Raw genomic sequence first — 17,152 nt, 5'->3', positions numbered from 1 at the left:
AAGCGGCATAAAAGCCGCTTCAAAGAATAAAACCTGGGTTCGTTTCACTTCTGAGTTCGGGAGAAATGTCTGAATCAAGAGTTTTGATGCACCACCCCAAAAACGCTCCGTTTGTGTTCCAAACTAGTACGACAAACCCCTTTTATGGTTAACCTCCATAACCGAGTTTAGCTCAAGGGCATCAGACTGTTTTTCCTGTTTTTCTGATTGGAAAAATTTAAATTGATGTACATTATCAGCTAAAAACCATTTAGCCAAAATATCACAATTAGTTTTCAAGTCTTTCATCGCCAGCTTTCTCAACCCTTGCCTAATTAGCGCTTGAGCTTCCAGAGGGATAATTTTACAACCTAGTGCCAGATCCTTATCATTTTGAAGCAAATACTCTTGAATCACATGCAATTGTTTTTCAATTTCAACTGTATCTTCAAGATTATAAAGTTTTGAACAAATCACCATTAATCTCATACCATGGATACGGTGTTGCAAGCCCATGCCAATGGTATTGACAATATCTTCACACCAGTTATCAAGCTGATACTGTTTATCTGTAAATTGACCACCAAGCCTTACCATTAATCCCTTTAAAGCGGTACGTTTTTCATCTGCTGTAAAAGGAATTAATGTATCCAACAAGGTATTATGAACATTAACTAGGGTTGCTTTTAATGTTTCCTCAGCTTTATCGGCAATATTTTTCAATGCATCAAAAAATTCATGATAGTTAATAAGGTACTCATAATCTCTTAATGCATTACTTGGGGGAAATCGATCTTGATATACGGTATTTAAAATATTCCGTTTTGCAAAAAATGATAAAATCTTAATTTGCCCTAATTCATCTAAAGCCCAATCATGATCAATTTTATAAAGATTTCGTTTATTTAATACAATATTACCAAGATGCAGATCCCAATCTGAAACTAAAAAACTTGTGGCAATAATATGACAAAACTGAGTCAAAAATTGACTATCTTCTTTATGGCTTTCATCTTGAAATCTCGAAAATAATTGTTCACTTTGAAATATAGAATTTCGGGAGGTAATAAAATCTAGACGTCTAGGAACGATAGTTTCTAAATTAGCCAAAAAGGGTTGAGTTAGAAATATACTACCCTCATCTGAGCAAACGGATTGAGTCGGCAATATGTTTGAACAAAGCGGATAAGCAATAACACTTGCAATCCTGCTTACTAAAATATCTTCTAAATACTTAGGCTTTTTAAAAATAAATTGCTCTTGCTTTTGATTTTCATATATCGCTGCATTTTTAAAATGAGAAGGTGTAGGTAGTAAGGTATATCCTTTAAATTGAAGATATTTAAAAGATAATGGGATAGTAGGTTCATCCGGTACTATAGGAGCTTGAAATATGCTTAACCATTTATTTACTAATGGGTCTGATATGAAAAATTGTAAAATTGATTCTGAAAATGTTTTGGCGATGATAAGACCTTCAGTGGGAGACTCAAAAGTATTGAGTTCATACAGGGATTTTAATTCTAAATACAGATTGAAAATTTTATTTAATACAATAAAGCTTTGTTTGTCTCGTTCTAAGACCTCCTTTATCTGAGATAAAATTTCAGGGTTATTTTCTTTTAATAAAACGGTTACAAATATTCCTGCAGCAAAATCAGTAATATCGGTTAAAGATTTTTCATTTAAATTAACAACAATATCATGAAAAACTGTCCAGTTATCAATAGAAATAAGATTAGAAATATCTTTTTTAAACTCACTTTTAAGTTCATCCCAATTAAAATGACTCACATACTCAGGTTCTATCTCTTTAATTTTGTCAAAAAGTTGATTTAATAACATATTACATCTATCGATAAACACATATTGTTTATAGTCAAAAAAATACAAATAAGTGTTTTTTGCTTTTTGCATGAAATATTCAAACATAGTACTCTCCTGTAAAGTGCATCCCTTAATTACAAAAATTGTTTGCAATAGTGTTAATTATATTTTTAGTGTGCTCCTTTATTGATCTGCGTATCTTTGAAATTAGCACAAAATAAATATATAAATCAATAAGATATTTTTCATTAACGTGGACTTGAAATGGCTACTTAATCAAGAATGATCTGTGCACACATCTACATGTGGAGTAAAGGGGTAAATGCACGCTTGCCAAAAGATTAGAATCTATTTCTATATAAGCTTAGTGCCTCCATCAACATGGATTCCTAGTTTCGCGAAGATGACTGCCAGTTTCTTAGTCAATGGCAGTGGAACTCAGGTGAAATAATCTTGGATGAAATGTTTCAAGTCTGATATTTTGGTTTTATATTATTGTAGGTTCAATACTAAGGATTTTATGAACTTTCAAGATTACTCTCAATTATGGTCCCAGATTCCTGGTTATGCAGCAATGAAAAATTCTCAGGGAATCTACTTAACCTGTAACATTAATTTGGCGATACTTATGGGTCTTCAATCGCCTAGCCAAATACAAGGACTTAGTGATTTTGAACTGCCGGACTATTCTGAAGAAAATTATAATTTTCATCGTAAGAATGATGTCCTAGCCTTAAGAGGTCAAACAGTGCATTGCATTCACCGTTCATCTTTACCGTATGATGGTTCTTATTATTATCTTATAAAAAAACCTATTATGAATAAAGAAAATGCGATTATTGGGATCCTTTATCATTGCATGCCACTAGTTCAATCCGATTTTATAAAACAATTGATTGCTTATGATGCAAAAAATAATGGCACACACCATAAGCCTCACGAATATTATATAGATGCTGTGGACAATCCGTTTCAGCTTTCACATCGAGAATTGGAATGTTTATTTTTTACTCTTAGAGCGATGACTGCGAAACAAATAGCAGAACAACTTAATTTATCAAAAAGAACTATCGAATTTTATCTAGAGAATATTAAAAATAAAATGAGGTGTGTATCAAAAGCAGAACTGATATGTCTTGCGATAAGCAGTGGCTATTTAAGGTATATTCCCCCCAGTTTTCTGAGTAAAAAAGATTTTATCTCATTTTAAACGCTACCGTATTTATACGGTAATAAGTTTGCCTTAATTCAATTACTCTCATCTGACATTCATTGAGATTGTTTTGAGAGCTAATTAAATGAACGTTTTCTGTTTATTGATGAGTATCTTACTTGCTAGTTTAGGAAGTCAACTTGTTTTCAGTGCACCAGACAGCAAATCATTGACTCTAATTACCCATGCAAAAATGACATCCTTTTCACGATTTGCCTTGATTAATATGAAGTTAGAAACAATAAAAATGGATTACAGTCGCGCTTATCCTAAGAGATTAATGAATTATAAGGGCATTAGATTATGTAATTTATTGAAGGATTACTCCATTAAACCAAACAGCATTCTCGAGTTTATAGCTGAAGATAATTTTTCGGTATTAATCCCAGCACATTATGTATTAAACTGTAATGAAAATGCATCTATAGCGTACTTGGTCATTGAACCAAAAAATAAATGGCCAATTCTGGATAATTATACTAATACCACAGCAGGGCCTTATGCCCTCATATGGACAAACCCAGAACGTTCGTATATTTCAGATGAGTATTGGGCATGGAGTGTTACCCAAATAATCGAACATACTTCAATGACTGGAGTAATACTTGCGCCAAAGAATCTCCCATTATCTCGAAAAAAACAAATTTTAAATGGCTATAAGGTCTATGTGAGTCATTGCTCTTCTTGCCATACAATAAATTATCAAGGAAAGGCAAGTATAGGGCCGGACTTAATGTGGCCTAAAAATCCATTTGATTATTATCCAGACATCAAACAGTTTAAGCAGTTTGTACGTGATCCTCAATCAGTAAGAAAAATTCCCAATGGTCGAATGAGTGGTTCGAGTTATATTGGACTACATGATAAAGATTTGGATGATCTAATCTGTTATTTAAAATTTATTAATAAAGTTCATAAGTAAATTACTTGTTGAATTTCGGTTTTTTGCTTTTATATTGAGTAGGATAATAATTTGAGGTGTGTTTAATGTTGTGACATAATGAAAAAATAAAAATCCACGATCAATTAATAAAGCAGTTATGAAAAGCACTTCTGATATAATAAATTCTCTTAGAAAGGATAGAGAGCGATTTAAAGATGACTGGAGTTCTTTACACCAAGATTTATGGTTCGAGATATTAAAGCATCTTTCTCCTTCTGAAATGGTGAAAGCTATCAAAATGTTGGCTTTCATGAAATTAAAATCTCAATCTGGACTGAGTAAAAAAATAGCACTACCGATTGAATACTTATATCATAAAGCTCTATATCAATTGTCATTCCCTATTGTTGCTAGTACAAGTTCCACTTTCATCTTAAATAAAGGTACAATTTTTGCTTGCGGAAACAATCAATACGGTCAACTCGGTTTGGGCGATAAAAAAGACAGACGAAAATTAACTGAAATAGTCACTTTAAGAGATAAAGCCATTACGAGTATGGCCAATGGTGAGGATTTTTCTCTTTTTTTAAGTAAATCCGGTAAAGTCTATGCCTGCGGTGAGAATTTATATGGTCAGCTAGGTATAGGTGATATAGAGAAGAGAGTGCAACCAATAGAGGTTAAGTTTTTAAAAAATGAAACAATTACCTGTATAGCTGCAGGTGGTTATTTCTCACTTTTTTTAAGTAAAACAGGCAAAGTTTATGCTTGTGGCGATAACGAATGTGGTCAGCTTGGTTTTGGTGAAGAAGAGGATGAACTTGAGCCAACCGAGATCATCGCCTTGGAAAACAAAGAAATTATCTCTATAGCGGCTGGAGATGATTTTTCACTTTTTTTAAGTAAATCAGGTAAAGTTTATACTTGTGGTGAAAATGAATATGGCCAGCTTGGTTTGGGTGATGAAGAAAAGAGACATACACCAACTGAGATCACAACTCTTAAAGACCAACGTCTTATTGCTATGGCTGCGGGCAATCAGTTTTCCCTTTTTCTTAGCGAATCAGGTGAAGTCTTTGCTTGTGGCCATAATGATTTTGGCCAATTGGGTTTAAATGATAAAAAGAGTAGGCTTATACCAACCCAAATAACCACTTTGAGAGGAGAAATAATTACTGCTATGTCAGCAGGAGCAGATTTCTCTCTCTTTTTAAGTAAATCAGGTAAAGTTTTTGCCTGCGGGAATAATTATTCTGGACAATTGGGTCTTAAAGATAATAAAGAAGGATGTCTTATACCTACTGAAATCACCGCTTTGAAAGGAGAAAATATTATTGCTATAGCTGCCGGGGATGATTACTCCTTATTTTTAAGTGCTTCTGGAGCGTTATGGGGTTGTGGCAATAATCAAAATGGTCAGTTAGTAGCTTTAGATTTTAAAAAGGAAGAAAGAGTACCTGTTCCTGTCATGTATTTACATGAGACACAACATATATCCAAAAAGTTAACCCTTGATTTAGTAGCTTGTCTACAAAAGAGAATTGATACGATAAATGAGTATTTAGATTCAAAGCAGCCTCCTTTCTTTAGACAATATCACAATGAGCAAAAAGCATTACAAAAAGTAATTACCTATTTTAAATCTCTTGTTAACGGTGAGGCGATTGAAAAACTACCCCCCGCAGAGGCAGTTTTATTAAAAAAGGATAACTTGCTGATCTCTTATTTAATGAAGCTCTTAGGAAGTAAAAAAGCGGTTAATCTATTAATCTCTTTTTACACACAAGACACTGAATTGACACCTATTATTGGCCATAAATAGAGCACTCGCTAACGGTCAATTGTTTTTGAAAAAGCATCTTTTCACAACGAGTATGGTCCATAAGCTCTATTAAACTATTTGACATATCGGGAAATCCCGATATACTGGTCTATATGAATCGATTAATTGTTTTAAAAGCGCTCTCTAATGAGAATCGCCTTCAAATACTTGAATGGCTAAAAGAGCCAAGCAAACACTTCACTTCGTCGCATTGCGATGTAAGCACGGATGGTGTTTGTGTGGGTTTAATTGAACAAAAAATAGGTTTGTCACAATCCACGGTTTCCCAATACCTTTTGCAACTTCAGCAGGCTGGGCTGATTATAATGGAACGCCGAGGTCAATGGACCTACTGCAAGCTCAATAAATCCTTTATTAGTGAATTCATGGAGCAACTTAAAAACGCGTTGTATTAAAATCGGAAATTTGCGATATATAGATTTAATTAAAGGAGTCGCTATGAATCTTGATTTACTTTTATCACCGTTCCAATTGAATAAAAAAATCCGGTTAAAAAATCGTATTGTAATGGCTCCAATGACGCGTAATATGGCTAATGATGATCTTAGCCCAACATCATTGATGAAAGATTATTATACACGAAGGGCCGATGCAGGATTAATTATCACCGAAGGAACCATTATTCGTGCTGATGCAAAAGGATATAGTAATGTGCCAGGTATTTTTACACGTGAACACATTGAGGGTTGGCGTCGAATAACAGATTCAGTCCACGCAAGATCAGGCCACATTTTTTCACAAATTTGGCATCTGGGTAGAGTGTCGCATCCCCATTTTTTAAATGGTCAATTACCTATTTCTGCCTCAGAAACGATAATGACAGGCAGAGTGACACGAGCGGTGGGCTTAAACTATGGAGCATCACGTGCAGCTACTTTAAATGAAATAAAAGACATCATTAATAGTTATGCAATTGCAGCCAAAAATGCAATCGAAGCGGGTTTTGATGGGGTGGAGATTCACGGAGCGAATGGATACCTCATCGATCAGTTTTTACATTATCACACCAATCATCGGACCGATGTTTATGGGGAAACTCCTGAAAATATGGCGCGTTTTGCCTTAGAAGTGGTTAAAGCCTGCGGTGAGGCTATTGGTTTTGAACGAGTAGGGATTCGACTTTCACCAGGGGCTTATCTTAATGAAATTATTGGCGATAACCGTGATGCTCTTGTATTCAAATATTTATTAGAACAACTCAATCTCGTTCCAATTACCTACGTTCATACCGGTAATTTTAATGATAAAACGACTTTCAAAGAGTTGAATAATCAAACTATGACAAGTTTCATACGTTCGCATTATAAAGGGACTTTAATTGCTTGTGGGAGTTATGATTTCAAAGAAGGACAAGATAAAATTGAAAACAATGACTTTGATTTACTTGGAATTGGCAGACCTTTTATTGCAAATCCAAACTTAATCCAGCAATTACATAATCATGATATGATTCGTCCTTATGAAGGGAGCATGTTAGAGTCATTATATTAACCTAAATTCGGCAGTTAAATCGTAGCGAGAGGGCCCATTTGTAGTAGGTTCAACTGCCGAAGCAACAGAGGGAACACGAAGACGAAAAAGAGAGGGGTTTAACTGTATCAGCTCGTTGAAGTTTAATTTAAAAACACCTGACGGGATGTTCGTATAAATCGCACTACAAAAGGATGGTTTCTATAGATAATATCATCACTAATACCTTTCATATGTATGAGCTTAGAAAGTGCTCTTTAATTGGTGTAAGTCCTAAAAATGGAATTTATTAGTATTACCAGACTAAAATTCCGAAACCATGGATTTGCATAGCACCTTTAAGAGCTTACATTATGCGCTTGTGGAGAAGAGGGCGCGGATGGCCCCAAAACAGAAAGCACTGTAGCTAAAGATCTTTGAAAATGAGAGTCTTGAGTTGGAGAACGGGGACCAGAAGGATTAATTAAATTATTGACAAGAGCAATTGCGTGCTATTATTGCTACTATTTTCTACTGTATATACGGTGATTAACGCAGGAAACTGAATCATTTTAAGGAAATCCTCATGCGCCAGTTATTGATTACAATTTTTATTTTTTTATCTAATGCAGCATATTGTGCACCTGTCTTCGAAATTGTTCCTCTTGGAGTCCATGGTGGTTTAAAGGATGGAAATTTATCAGCTTATTTATTAAAAACCATTGAGAGCGAAAATTATACGGCTCTTGATGGGGGTACTTTAGTACATGGGCTTGAAGTTGCAGTCGATAGACAATCACTACGTAATAAAAATGTTGAAGAGTTGCTGCAAAAATATATTCCAGCGTATCTTATTTCTCACGCACATCTTGATCATCTTATGGGGCTTGTGATGGCGCAACCCGAATTACGAGAGCGGCAAACCATTATGGCGCGTGAAGAAACAATGCAGGCATTGCAGAAAAATATTTTTAATTGGTCGGTTTGGGGAAATTTTGGAGATAGAGGAGAAATTCCGCACTTAAATTATCAGCATTATCAAACGATGCCATTAGTACAATGGATTGATATTCCGAATACTGATCTGCAAGTAAAAGTGTTCCCTTTGAGTCATGGTGGAATGGCATCAAGCGCTTTTTTAATACGTTATAAGACTGAATATATTTTATATTTTGGTGATACTGGCGCTGATAGCATTGAAAAATCGACAAACATGGAGCGTATTTGGAAAGAAATTGCGCCACTCATAAGGAATAAGCAGCTTCATGCCATCATGCTCGAGTGCTCCTTTTTAAATTCACAGCCAGACGACAAATTATTTGGTCATTTAAAACCAAACTTATTTATGCTTGAGTTGCGACAATTGGCATCGATTGTTGATTCTTTAAATTTAAGAAACTCACTACGAGGATTGCCAGTTGTTGTGACTCATATTAAACCCAGATTAGTTGACTTTTCAAATTCTGAGGAAGATGCAGGAAGTCAGGTTATAAGCGAATTATCCCAGGAAAATGATATCGGTGTCGAATTAATTAAACCCGAGCAAGGTATCCTGTTACGTTTATAACAGGTGCTATTTCACAACAGCAGCTAAGCATGCAGAACCAGTATTTAGACTGGTTCTTAGAATCTATTTATTACTACACTATCTTAGATAAAATAGGGTTTGATGCTCTGCTGAACACTCACTATAAAGCTAACGTCAGATTGTCAATTTCTTGAAAAACTTGCTAGACTTTGTTCTATGCTTATTAAATTATTTGGTGACGATTGCCATTTAAAAAACAATTAATACATTGTGATCTTCGTCTCTTTCCTCACCAAGAAAGCGAGGTTGATTATGAAATTAGTATGGGTGATTTACATGGAAATGCCTTATTACTATTAAATTTCTTAATTCGCTATGGAGTTATTAAAATAAACCAGAGGGATTACGAAATTTTTGTCCAAATTTATTGTTTACCCTCAGAAAAACTTACCAAAGAACATATTAATTGTTTTAATCGAATTATAGACAGCTCATCAGTAAACCTTTTAAAGAAAATTAGGTTTTTAGGGGATATGTTTGCTGATCGAGGGTCTAATGATTATTTTACTTTAAAAATTCTGGCGCATTTACATAAACATCACCTTGATTATGAAATTATTTTGTCAAATCATGATGTTGAGTTTTTACTGTTTTTTGAGCTTTATGGATTTGATAAACCTTATAAAGAAATAACAATCTCTTCGGTAGTAACTGAGTCCCTGCAAATGCTCATAAAAATTGTTCGAAATGGTTGGGTTAATAAAGAGTGGTTGCAATTAGCAATTACAAAAGCCATATTGCCAAAGCTTAAAGCATTATCCTACACTTATGAGAAAGTAAATGAAGAGGACCTTTTAATCATATATTCTCATGCTCCGATTGATCTTCATGTGATAAGTAAAATTGCAAATGAGCTTAATGTTCCTTTTGATGATAGTCATGCCTTATCTATTAAAAATAGTATTATCTCTATAAATCAACAGCTACAATTAAAGTATACTGACGGAAATTTGGCTAAACTATTTAGTGGTTTATTTAATCCCCGTGTTAATGTAAGTGGTATGGCTGCACGAGGATTAGAAAGGCTTATTTGGAATCGAACTTATGAAGATCTTAAGCGAGAATGCCGCCATAAAGATCTGATGATTTATTATGTACATGGTCATGATAGCAGTGGCTTATCGCAAGATAATGTGTTTGTACTTGATGGGTTGCTGGGGAAATCCCTGGGGAATATGCAAGGCATCATGAATATTCTACTGAGCAGAGGGGAAGAAAAAAAAAGGTGTAACTTTTCTCATCTTAGCTAATTTGTCATTTCTTTAATTGAAATGGTTTGGCATCACAACATTTTTAGCTGGTGTCAATAAATTAGAGATGTTTTAAGCTAACATTACTGCTTATGTTGTTCATTAAGTTAAGTCTCGAAAGTAAAACTTTTAGGAATACCCTATATAAAAAATTTATATAAGATTTAATATTTCCCTAATAATTAGTAAGCATAATTAAATTGTATCGTTATAAAAAGGTTCCATCATGCTTACTATAAATCCTGCACAAATATCTCTTGAGCATTCACAGAAACTAGCAAATTTTTTTAATTCACAGGCATCAGAAATTAAGGTATGGAAAGAAGGACAAATTTTTGCTTTTGAAGATGGCATACAATTTAAATTTACTTCTGATGTTGTACGACGTGACCGTAAAGAAAATAAAAGTGGGTACCGTTATGAATTTATTAGTAATCGTCTGTTAGGAAAAGGACAATTTGGTGAGGTTTACGAAATAGAGGGTACATTAGCAGTTTCTTCAAATGGAGTTCAATTTAAACCTCATGGGCTTAATGGTAAAACACGTGCAGTTAAAATTCAAAAACACAATATCAGCAATCCGGTTGAAGCTGCATTGCAAGAATATAATTTGGCTAAAGGTGCTACTCATTTGGGCATAAAAAAACCCACAGTTGAAGGAGAAACGAGCTATACAGTAATGAAAAAGCTAAAAGGAAAAGAGCTTTTTGATGTTCTTTTTGCTGATTATAATAATTCCCAGATATTAACTTTAACGCAACGATTCGAATTAACTCAATTGTTATTAAAGGCTCTAAAAGAACAAGTAACAGATAGAGGAATTATTCACCGTGATATAAAAGGTGAGAATATTTTTATAGATTTGGAGTCTAATCCTATACAAGTTAACATTTTTGATTTTGGTTTAAGCGTTGATGCTAACCGACTCGATGGAAAGTGTCCTGGCACGTTGGCTTATGCTCCTCCTGAACTATTTGAGAATGCAAGACAAACTACAAAAATTGATGTATTTTCTCTAGGTAGAGTTTTAGCGCTTCTCTGGAGAGTTGATGTGAGTAGCTATTCGCCTTTGAGCGTTAACGCGGCTTATCATAATGCCTTAAATGTGCGGTTGGATTCTTTATTTTCGGGTATCGACTTAGATGAGCCTAATAAACAAATTATTCGCACAATGTTGCAGGGAATGATGCGTGCTGATATTGATTCAAGATTTACCATTGAACAGGCAATTGCCTTATTTTCCCAAGTAAATCTCAATAATCACATAGTTAATCACGAAAAAGAAGATATCAATAATGACAAATCAACTTTTTCAGAAAGAGAAAGAAACTATATTTCACGTAAACTAAAGGATATTCAATACCAGATTGATCGGTTAAACAAGAATCAATCTGATTTAGATGATACACAAAAAGAAACGTTAGCAGAATTAGTGCAAAAATTAAATACCAACGTTAATGCATTAACCACAATGGCAAATGAAAAAAATGCCAAGAAAAATTTCTCAATAAAAGTTGAAGAAACACAGCATCTTATTAGTTCAAAAAAAGAGATTTTTGAGAACACTACAGCAGGCTATATCTTAGCTAATATTGCCGTTGGTTTATTGACTGTAGGAATTGCTCATTTAGCATTAGCCGCACATTCTGTTTTTACCGGTAAGAATGATTTCGGATTTTTTAAGGAATTAAAGTCAACATATGACAGCATTTTGTGTGAAGAAATTAATGAAAATCTCGAAGAACTAAACAAACAAGCCTGTCCAAAATAGCCAATCGATGTCCCGCGGCTTATCCGTGAGTTTTCAGCAGAGTATTCTGTCAAAGGCTTATTTGATCAGCAAAGCTGGAAATAGCTTATTGCATTCTAACTTGACTTGATAGACGTTTCTAAAAAACCGGCAGCTTTTAGGTCAAGTGTGAACTACTACACTAATTAGCTAAAAATTAGGACAGTAGTGTTGTTGGAAGCCAACGAAATGTGCATCGTCACTATGTATTTACTTATCGCGGAACCAGTAAGTAGGATGAATGCAACTGATTGGAGAAAGGGTAGGAGAGCGTGAGTCCAGTTCTTGGTAAATGTATCGTTGCTTTGCAAAAGAATGATGTTGAACAATTGGAGCAACTATTAAAAGAGTTCCCTAAGGAAATTGATTGGCCAGAGGATATTAATATTCCAGAAGCGGCTGTGGCTAAAGAACGCATGAACATGATCAAAGGCATCATCGAAAATAGAGTTATAATTGAAGCTAAAATATTGCCAGTTTTGGAACAATGTAGCGGTTTTCTGGAAACTAAAGATTTATCTTCTGCACAGAAAATCATCAGCACGCTCCCATCCGACGAAAAAATAAGCGCAATGATTTCATGTGGATTTGAAAGAGCAAATCATCAAAGAGATACGAGATATTGTGGGAAAGCTTGATCCTTCAAAAGAGGAAGATATAGCAAATGCCATTATTGTAATTAAAGATAAAATTATTCATTCCGATGAAAGTGGTTATACTGAAAACGCGCGTGATATCATTAACGCATTTTCCAAGCAGGGCTGTTGTGATTTTCAAAAAATTCGCGCCGAATTGGCAGAGAATCCCTCTATGAGCGACACTATGAATCACATTAGGTGGAATTTTTAGGGTATGAAACTTTATGATAACGCATTAGTTCTTTGAGCTTGTTCCTATCGATCTTGTTTGATTTGGTAAGAGGTAAATGATCGATTATATAAATGGCAACGGGTATCTTAAATTCTTCTAACCGCTTTGTTGCAAATGCTAATAATTCGTCGCAATCAACACTTTTATTTTTTAATACTACAAAGGCGATGGGTACTTCACCTTCGAGGGGATCTGGTTTACCCGTTACTCCAACCACCTTCACCGCTTCGTGTTGCATCAATACTTCTTCAATTTCAAATGGTGAAATATTATTTCCTTCACGAATGATGAGTTGTTTTTGTCGTCCGTAAAACCAATAATATCCATCTTGATCCCTATAAGCTAAATCACCTGTACGTAACATACCATTTTTTATAGTTTTTTGAGTGAGCACTGTGTCATTCCAATAGTGTGACATTACATTGGGACCAGAAACATAGACCTCACCTACCTGGCCTGCGCGCACAGGTTTTCCGTTCTTATCCATTAAAAAAATAGTGACATCTTTGGTTGCAGTTCCAATGGAACCAAGCTTGTTTGGATCGTGGCTTTTATTCATGGTAATGCATAAAACTTCACTCATTCCATATCCTTGGCAAAGGGCAACATTAGTTTTGGTTTTAAAATCTTGCAATAACGATTTAGTGATTTTATCACCGCCCGTTAAATTAACTCTAACACTCTGAAAATCATCAGCTGTAATTGAGGGATCATTTATTATTTCAAAATTTGCTTTTCCCATGATGCATATAACAGTTGGTTGATAAAGATGAAGATCGTTCACGAAATTAGGTATGTTATTAATTTCGTCGGCTAAGATTGCTGTTGCTCCTTTACATAGAGCTGACATAACGTGCGTACAACCACTAGCATTCGTCATTGCCTCACTGACATAAAATCGATCTTCATGTGTAAGGGAGCCACAGTAAGCAATATTTTCAGCCATTGCATGTAACGATGAGTGAGAGTGCACAACTCCTTTAGGCACACCTGTCGATCCTGATGTAAAAAATACTGCGGCGTCATTTTCAGGCGAGGGTAAAGAAAAAAGATCATTATTTTGTATTAATAAATCTTCAAATGGCTGTGTCACAATATTCCATTTGAGTTTGACTCGTTTGTCTCCGTTGATGATAAATAATTTTTTTAAGTGGTCGTTATCAAAATTGATTTCCTGCACTGCAGCTAGATATTTATCATGAGAAATGAAATAAGTAGGATTAGTTTGTTCTAAAATATAGTTAATTTCTGGGGGCTTGAGTTTGATACTTATAGGTACTGCAGTTAATCCAGCAGAGAAACAACCAAAATAAGCATAAATAAGCTGGAGTGAATTTGGTAAATGTAAAATAACTCTAGAGTGTGGTGGAGCCTGATTCGCAAAATTCATAGCGATATTGCTGATTGTTTCATCGAAGTGGCGATAGGTTATTTTTTCCTGATTGCAGATAAGTGCAATCTTATCAGGACACTGATTGGAATATTTCTGTATCATTTGAGACAGATGATTTATTTTTGGCATATGATGTAACATTCTAAAATAGATACATTCTAAGAATAGTTTATATTTCAAAATGTGTCTCCCTAATCTGCTCATCATATTCAAAAAATGAATAAGCGCCACGAAAAAGAATTTCAAGAGTGTTACTCTCTTCTGTAAGATCTTACTAAATATCCGCTTTACTTTAGTCTTAAGGGCTACCTTTATTGAGAGTACTATAATTTTATTATAAAGAGGTAGTAGTATGTTTCTTGTAGCCGGAGTAGACGAAGCAGGGCGCGGTCCTTTAGCAGGCCCATTGATTACCGCAGCAGTGATTCTGCGAAAGCCAATCTTTGGTCTTACCGATTCAAAAAAGTTAACTCCTAAACGGCGTGAACAGTTTAGCCTCCAAATTAAGCAAGAAGCTCTTTATTATGCCTATGGTCGTGCAGAAGTTGAGGAAATAGATTTACTCAACATTCATCATGCTACGTTACTGGCGATGAAGCGAGCAATAGAAGCATTACCTGTTACTCCTCATAAAGTACTTATTGATGGCATACATATACCTAAGGTTACTATGGCTTGTTGGGGAGTTACTCATGGCGATTTATTAGTCAATGTTATTAGTGCTGCTTCTATTCTTGCAAAGGTTGCTCGAGATGAAGAAATGGCGAGTTTAGATGTTTTATATCCCGGTTATGGGTTTCGTCATCATAAAGGGTATGCTACCTCCGTGCACAAAGAGGCCATAGCTCGACTTGGTATTTGCGCAATTCATAGAAAATCGTTTACCATAAATATTTGATATGCTTGTTGAATTGAAGCAAAGCAGATTCAAAGCGTTTAATACAGAAACATTATTTATTCTCGCTGCAGGAGCAAGCGCCCCATAGGGTTATCCTATCGGTAAGATATACTCAATATCACTCAAAAAAAAGCACAGCCATTTTGGAATGAGAATGATGTAAACACCGATATTTACCACCCCAGTTAATTACAAAAATCTGCTACATTGTGTTCTATACTATTTTTAGGTGTACTATTTGCCTAGTAGGAAGTATTTAAATCATGTTTGAAAAAACTAACTACATAACAATATCATACTCTGATCTAATGGAAAAAGTCTTATCTCATTATCAGACAAGTGGTCGTCTTCAACACATTAATGTAAAACAATTGCTTGGTTGTAATGAAGACACAGGGATAATAGTAACCTCTATTGGTGTGAAGGATATTTATGGTGGATATGATTTAGGAGATATTCATTTAGAATTTTCAGATGCTAAATTTGAATGGGATGATAACCATAATGCAGTTTCTATTGACAAAATTAAAGCAAAAGAGGTTACATTTGAGCGGTGTCAATTTGAAGGTGCGACAATCAACTCATTGGTTTGTAATACTTTAAATTTTAAAAACTGTAATCTTTCTGGATTGAGTTCCGTGAAAGATACTAATGTGAGAAAACAGGTAACTTTTTCGGATGTAATAGTGCCTAATAGTAATTGTGATACGTATTGGTTAATGCTGGAAGAGAATAACTTAAAAGTTGATACGGCTTTTCATTCACTGGGTACACAAGGTGTTTATACTTCTAGTAAAAAAATATATTCAAATACCGAAACTATTTCTGAAAAAAATCTGATTAATTTAATTAAGCATATTGATGATAGAAGTCAGCTTAATTTATCAGAAATTTTAATCAATAATGGTTATTCAACAGATCTAATTAATATTAGTCCATCTACATTAAGTGAGTACAATCTGGATTTATCAAAAATAAACTTTAAAACTGTAGAATATATAAATCTTGATAAAAATACACTTACATTAAAAATAAAAGAAGCAATAGCCGCAGGGATAGTCATAGAAAGTGTCGATGTAAAAACGTTGCTTGACTGCAAACAAGGAAATGATTTAATTATTGAAAATAACCTACGTCTTTCTCACCTTAATCTACCTGATGCTTGTTTGGATTTATCTCGAATAACATGCGATAACTTATTTATATCATCAACTGTAGTAGGTAAGAAATTAGATTTGCGAAACGTAACAATTAAAGAAAACGCGGTGATATATTGTAATAATATACCAGAAATTGATATTAATGGACTTAATTGTTCTCAGAAAAATTATATATTAATGGTTGCGGATTTAGAGCAGTTGAAAAAATTTAATCAATTGCCTAAAAATTTTATTTTTGTTAATACGAACAGTTTTTTTGAGCAAAAAAATTTAATTAAGCGATTTAATGAAGCTTTTGGAGCAGATAGCTTAAATGAAAATGGCGTATGCGCTGGCTTATGTGTTGATTGGGCGAGGCACGTTATCAAACATAAAGAAAGTCCTTATGATATGGGTGCCTATATAAAAAAATTAAAATCAAAAATTGAAAAATCTTCCCTAAAAGATCCCTCAGATGTCAATAAGTTTAAAGACAAAATAACCTATTTTCATTCAAAACAAAGCCATGACGATCAGGACTTTGATATTAATCGGGATATTGACGAATTAAATAATTATCACGACATTATTCATCATCAATTTAATTCCCAACAAACTATTCAAGTACATCTAGGCGGTCTTCCTGGGCATGTTATAGCTATTAAAATTATCAGAGAAAACACAAAGACTACAGGTTATCTTATATTTGATCCGAACTTTGGCGAAATAAATTGTAATATATTTGGAACATTAGAGCAAAATCAATCTCTTTTAGATCAAACACTAGCAGGAATAATGAATTTATATAACTCGAATAGTTGTAATTTTTCTGACTTAGATAAAATCGTTAGAGATCTTGAGTCTAGTCGATTGTTACATAAGGGGTTTTTTGAAAAAAAATTAGAGTCAAATAGTAATGCCAATGATAATAGTAATGCCAACGATAATAGTAATGCCAACGATAATAGTAATGCTATAAAATGACGTCCTTCCAGCATTTTCCCATTCATATTTAAGTGGTTTAATAATAT

At 34.2% G+C, this 17,152-nt stretch carries 14 protein-coding genes; 12 read left to right on the top strand and 2 right to left on the bottom strand.

The window, feature by feature from the left end:
- Positions 1-123: 123 nt before the first annotated feature.
- Positions 124-1,911, bottom strand: a complete 1,788-nt coding sequence (locus Lgra_RS15795) for a hypothetical protein (RefSeq protein ID WP_058500115.1) — start codon at positions 1,909-1,911, stop codon at positions 124-126.
- Positions 1,912-2,326: 415 nt separating this feature from the next.
- Here Lgra_RS15795 and Lgra_RS15790 point away from each other — a divergent pair, with 415 nt between their 5' ends.
- The 10 genes from Lgra_RS15790 to Lgra_RS15745 all read left to right on the top strand — a co-directional run bounded on the left by Lgra_RS15790 (position 2,327) and on the right by Lgra_RS15745 (position 12,670).
- Entirely contained in the window at positions 2,327-3,016 is a 690-nt protein-coding gene (locus tag Lgra_RS15790; RefSeq protein ID WP_058500114.1) for a helix-turn-helix transcriptional regulator, read from the top strand.
- Positions 3,017-3,104: 88 nt separating this feature from the next.
- Positions 3,105-3,941: a c-type cytochrome gene (locus Lgra_RS15785; protein WP_065231763.1), complete on the top strand. Its 837-nt coding sequence runs from the start codon at positions 3,105-3,107 to the stop codon at positions 3,939-3,941.
- Positions 3,942-4,059: 118 nt separating this feature from the next.
- Positions 4,060-5,724, top strand: coding sequence for an RCC1 domain-containing protein (locus tag Lgra_RS15780; RefSeq protein ID WP_058500112.1), 1,665 nt, complete (start codon positions 4,060-4,062; stop codon positions 5,722-5,724).
- A 113-nt stretch (positions 5,725-5,837) separates the two neighbouring features.
- Entirely contained in the window at positions 5,838-6,140 is a 303-nt protein-coding gene (locus Lgra_RS15775) for an ArsR/SmtB family transcription factor (protein ID WP_058500111.1), read from the top strand.
- A gap of 43 nt (positions 6,141-6,183) precedes the next feature.
- Positions 6,184-7,236 (top strand): alkene reductase, encoded by a 1,053-nt coding sequence (locus Lgra_RS15770; protein ID WP_058500110.1) that lies wholly within the window; start codon positions 6,184-6,186, stop codon positions 7,234-7,236.
- A 544-nt stretch (positions 7,237-7,780) separates the two neighbouring features.
- Complete coding sequence (locus Lgra_RS15765; RefSeq protein ID WP_058500109.1) at positions 7,781-8,761, top strand: MBL fold metallo-hydrolase; 981 nt, start codon at positions 7,781-7,783, stop codon at positions 8,759-8,761.
- Between the two features lie 203 nt (positions 8,762-8,964).
- The gene (gene wip / locus Lgra_RS15760) at positions 8,965-10,032 is read left to right on the top strand and encodes a Dot/Icm T4SS effector Wip (protein ID WP_058500108.1); all 1,068 of its coding nucleotides are present in this window, start codon (positions 8,965-8,967) and stop codon (positions 10,030-10,032) included.
- A gap of 226 nt (positions 10,033-10,258) precedes the next feature.
- On the top strand, positions 10,259-11,803 hold the full coding sequence (locus Lgra_RS15755) for a protein kinase domain-containing protein (RefSeq protein ID WP_058500107.1): 1,545 nt from the start codon (positions 10,259-10,261) through the stop codon (positions 11,801-11,803).
- 290 nt (positions 11,804-12,093) lie between these two features.
- Positions 12,094-12,459: a SidE phosphodiesterase domain-containing protein gene (locus tag Lgra_RS15750; protein WP_058500106.1), complete on the top strand. Its 366-nt coding sequence runs from the start codon at positions 12,094-12,096 to the stop codon at positions 12,457-12,459.
- Complete coding sequence (locus tag Lgra_RS15745) at positions 12,446-12,670, top strand: hypothetical protein (RefSeq protein WP_058500105.1); 225 nt, start codon at positions 12,446-12,448, stop codon at positions 12,668-12,670. The genes Lgra_RS15750 and Lgra_RS15745 overlap by 14 nt, the downstream gene beginning before the upstream one ends.
- Here Lgra_RS15745 and Lgra_RS15740 read toward each other — a convergent pair.
- Positions 12,654-14,264 (bottom strand): class I adenylate-forming enzyme family protein, encoded by a 1,611-nt coding sequence (locus Lgra_RS15740; RefSeq protein ID WP_162264329.1) that lies wholly within the window; start codon positions 14,262-14,264, stop codon positions 12,654-12,656. The genes Lgra_RS15745 and Lgra_RS15740 overlap by 17 nt on opposite strands.
- A 172-nt stretch (positions 14,265-14,436) precedes the next feature.
- Here Lgra_RS15740 and Lgra_RS15735 point away from each other — a divergent pair, with 172 nt between their 5' ends.
- Together Lgra_RS15735 and Lgra_RS15730 are read left to right on the top strand one after the other, a co-directional pair.
- Positions 14,437-14,982, top strand: a complete 546-nt coding sequence (locus Lgra_RS15735) for a ribonuclease HII (RefSeq protein ID WP_058500103.1) — start codon at positions 14,437-14,439, stop codon at positions 14,980-14,982.
- Between the two features lie 263 nt (positions 14,983-15,245).
- Entirely contained in the window at positions 15,246-17,105 is a 1,860-nt protein-coding gene (locus tag Lgra_RS15730) for a hypothetical protein (RefSeq protein WP_058500102.1), read from the top strand.
- The last annotated feature ends 47 nt before the right edge of the window (positions 17,106-17,152 follow it).

Source organism: Legionella gratiana (assembly GCF_001467695.1).
In the GTDB taxonomy this organism is placed as follows: Bacteria; Pseudomonadota; Gammaproteobacteria; order Legionellales; family Legionellaceae; genus Legionella; species Legionella gratiana.
Note: the sequence above shows the minus strand (reverse complement) of the source record. Positions and strands in the feature narration are given on the sequence as shown.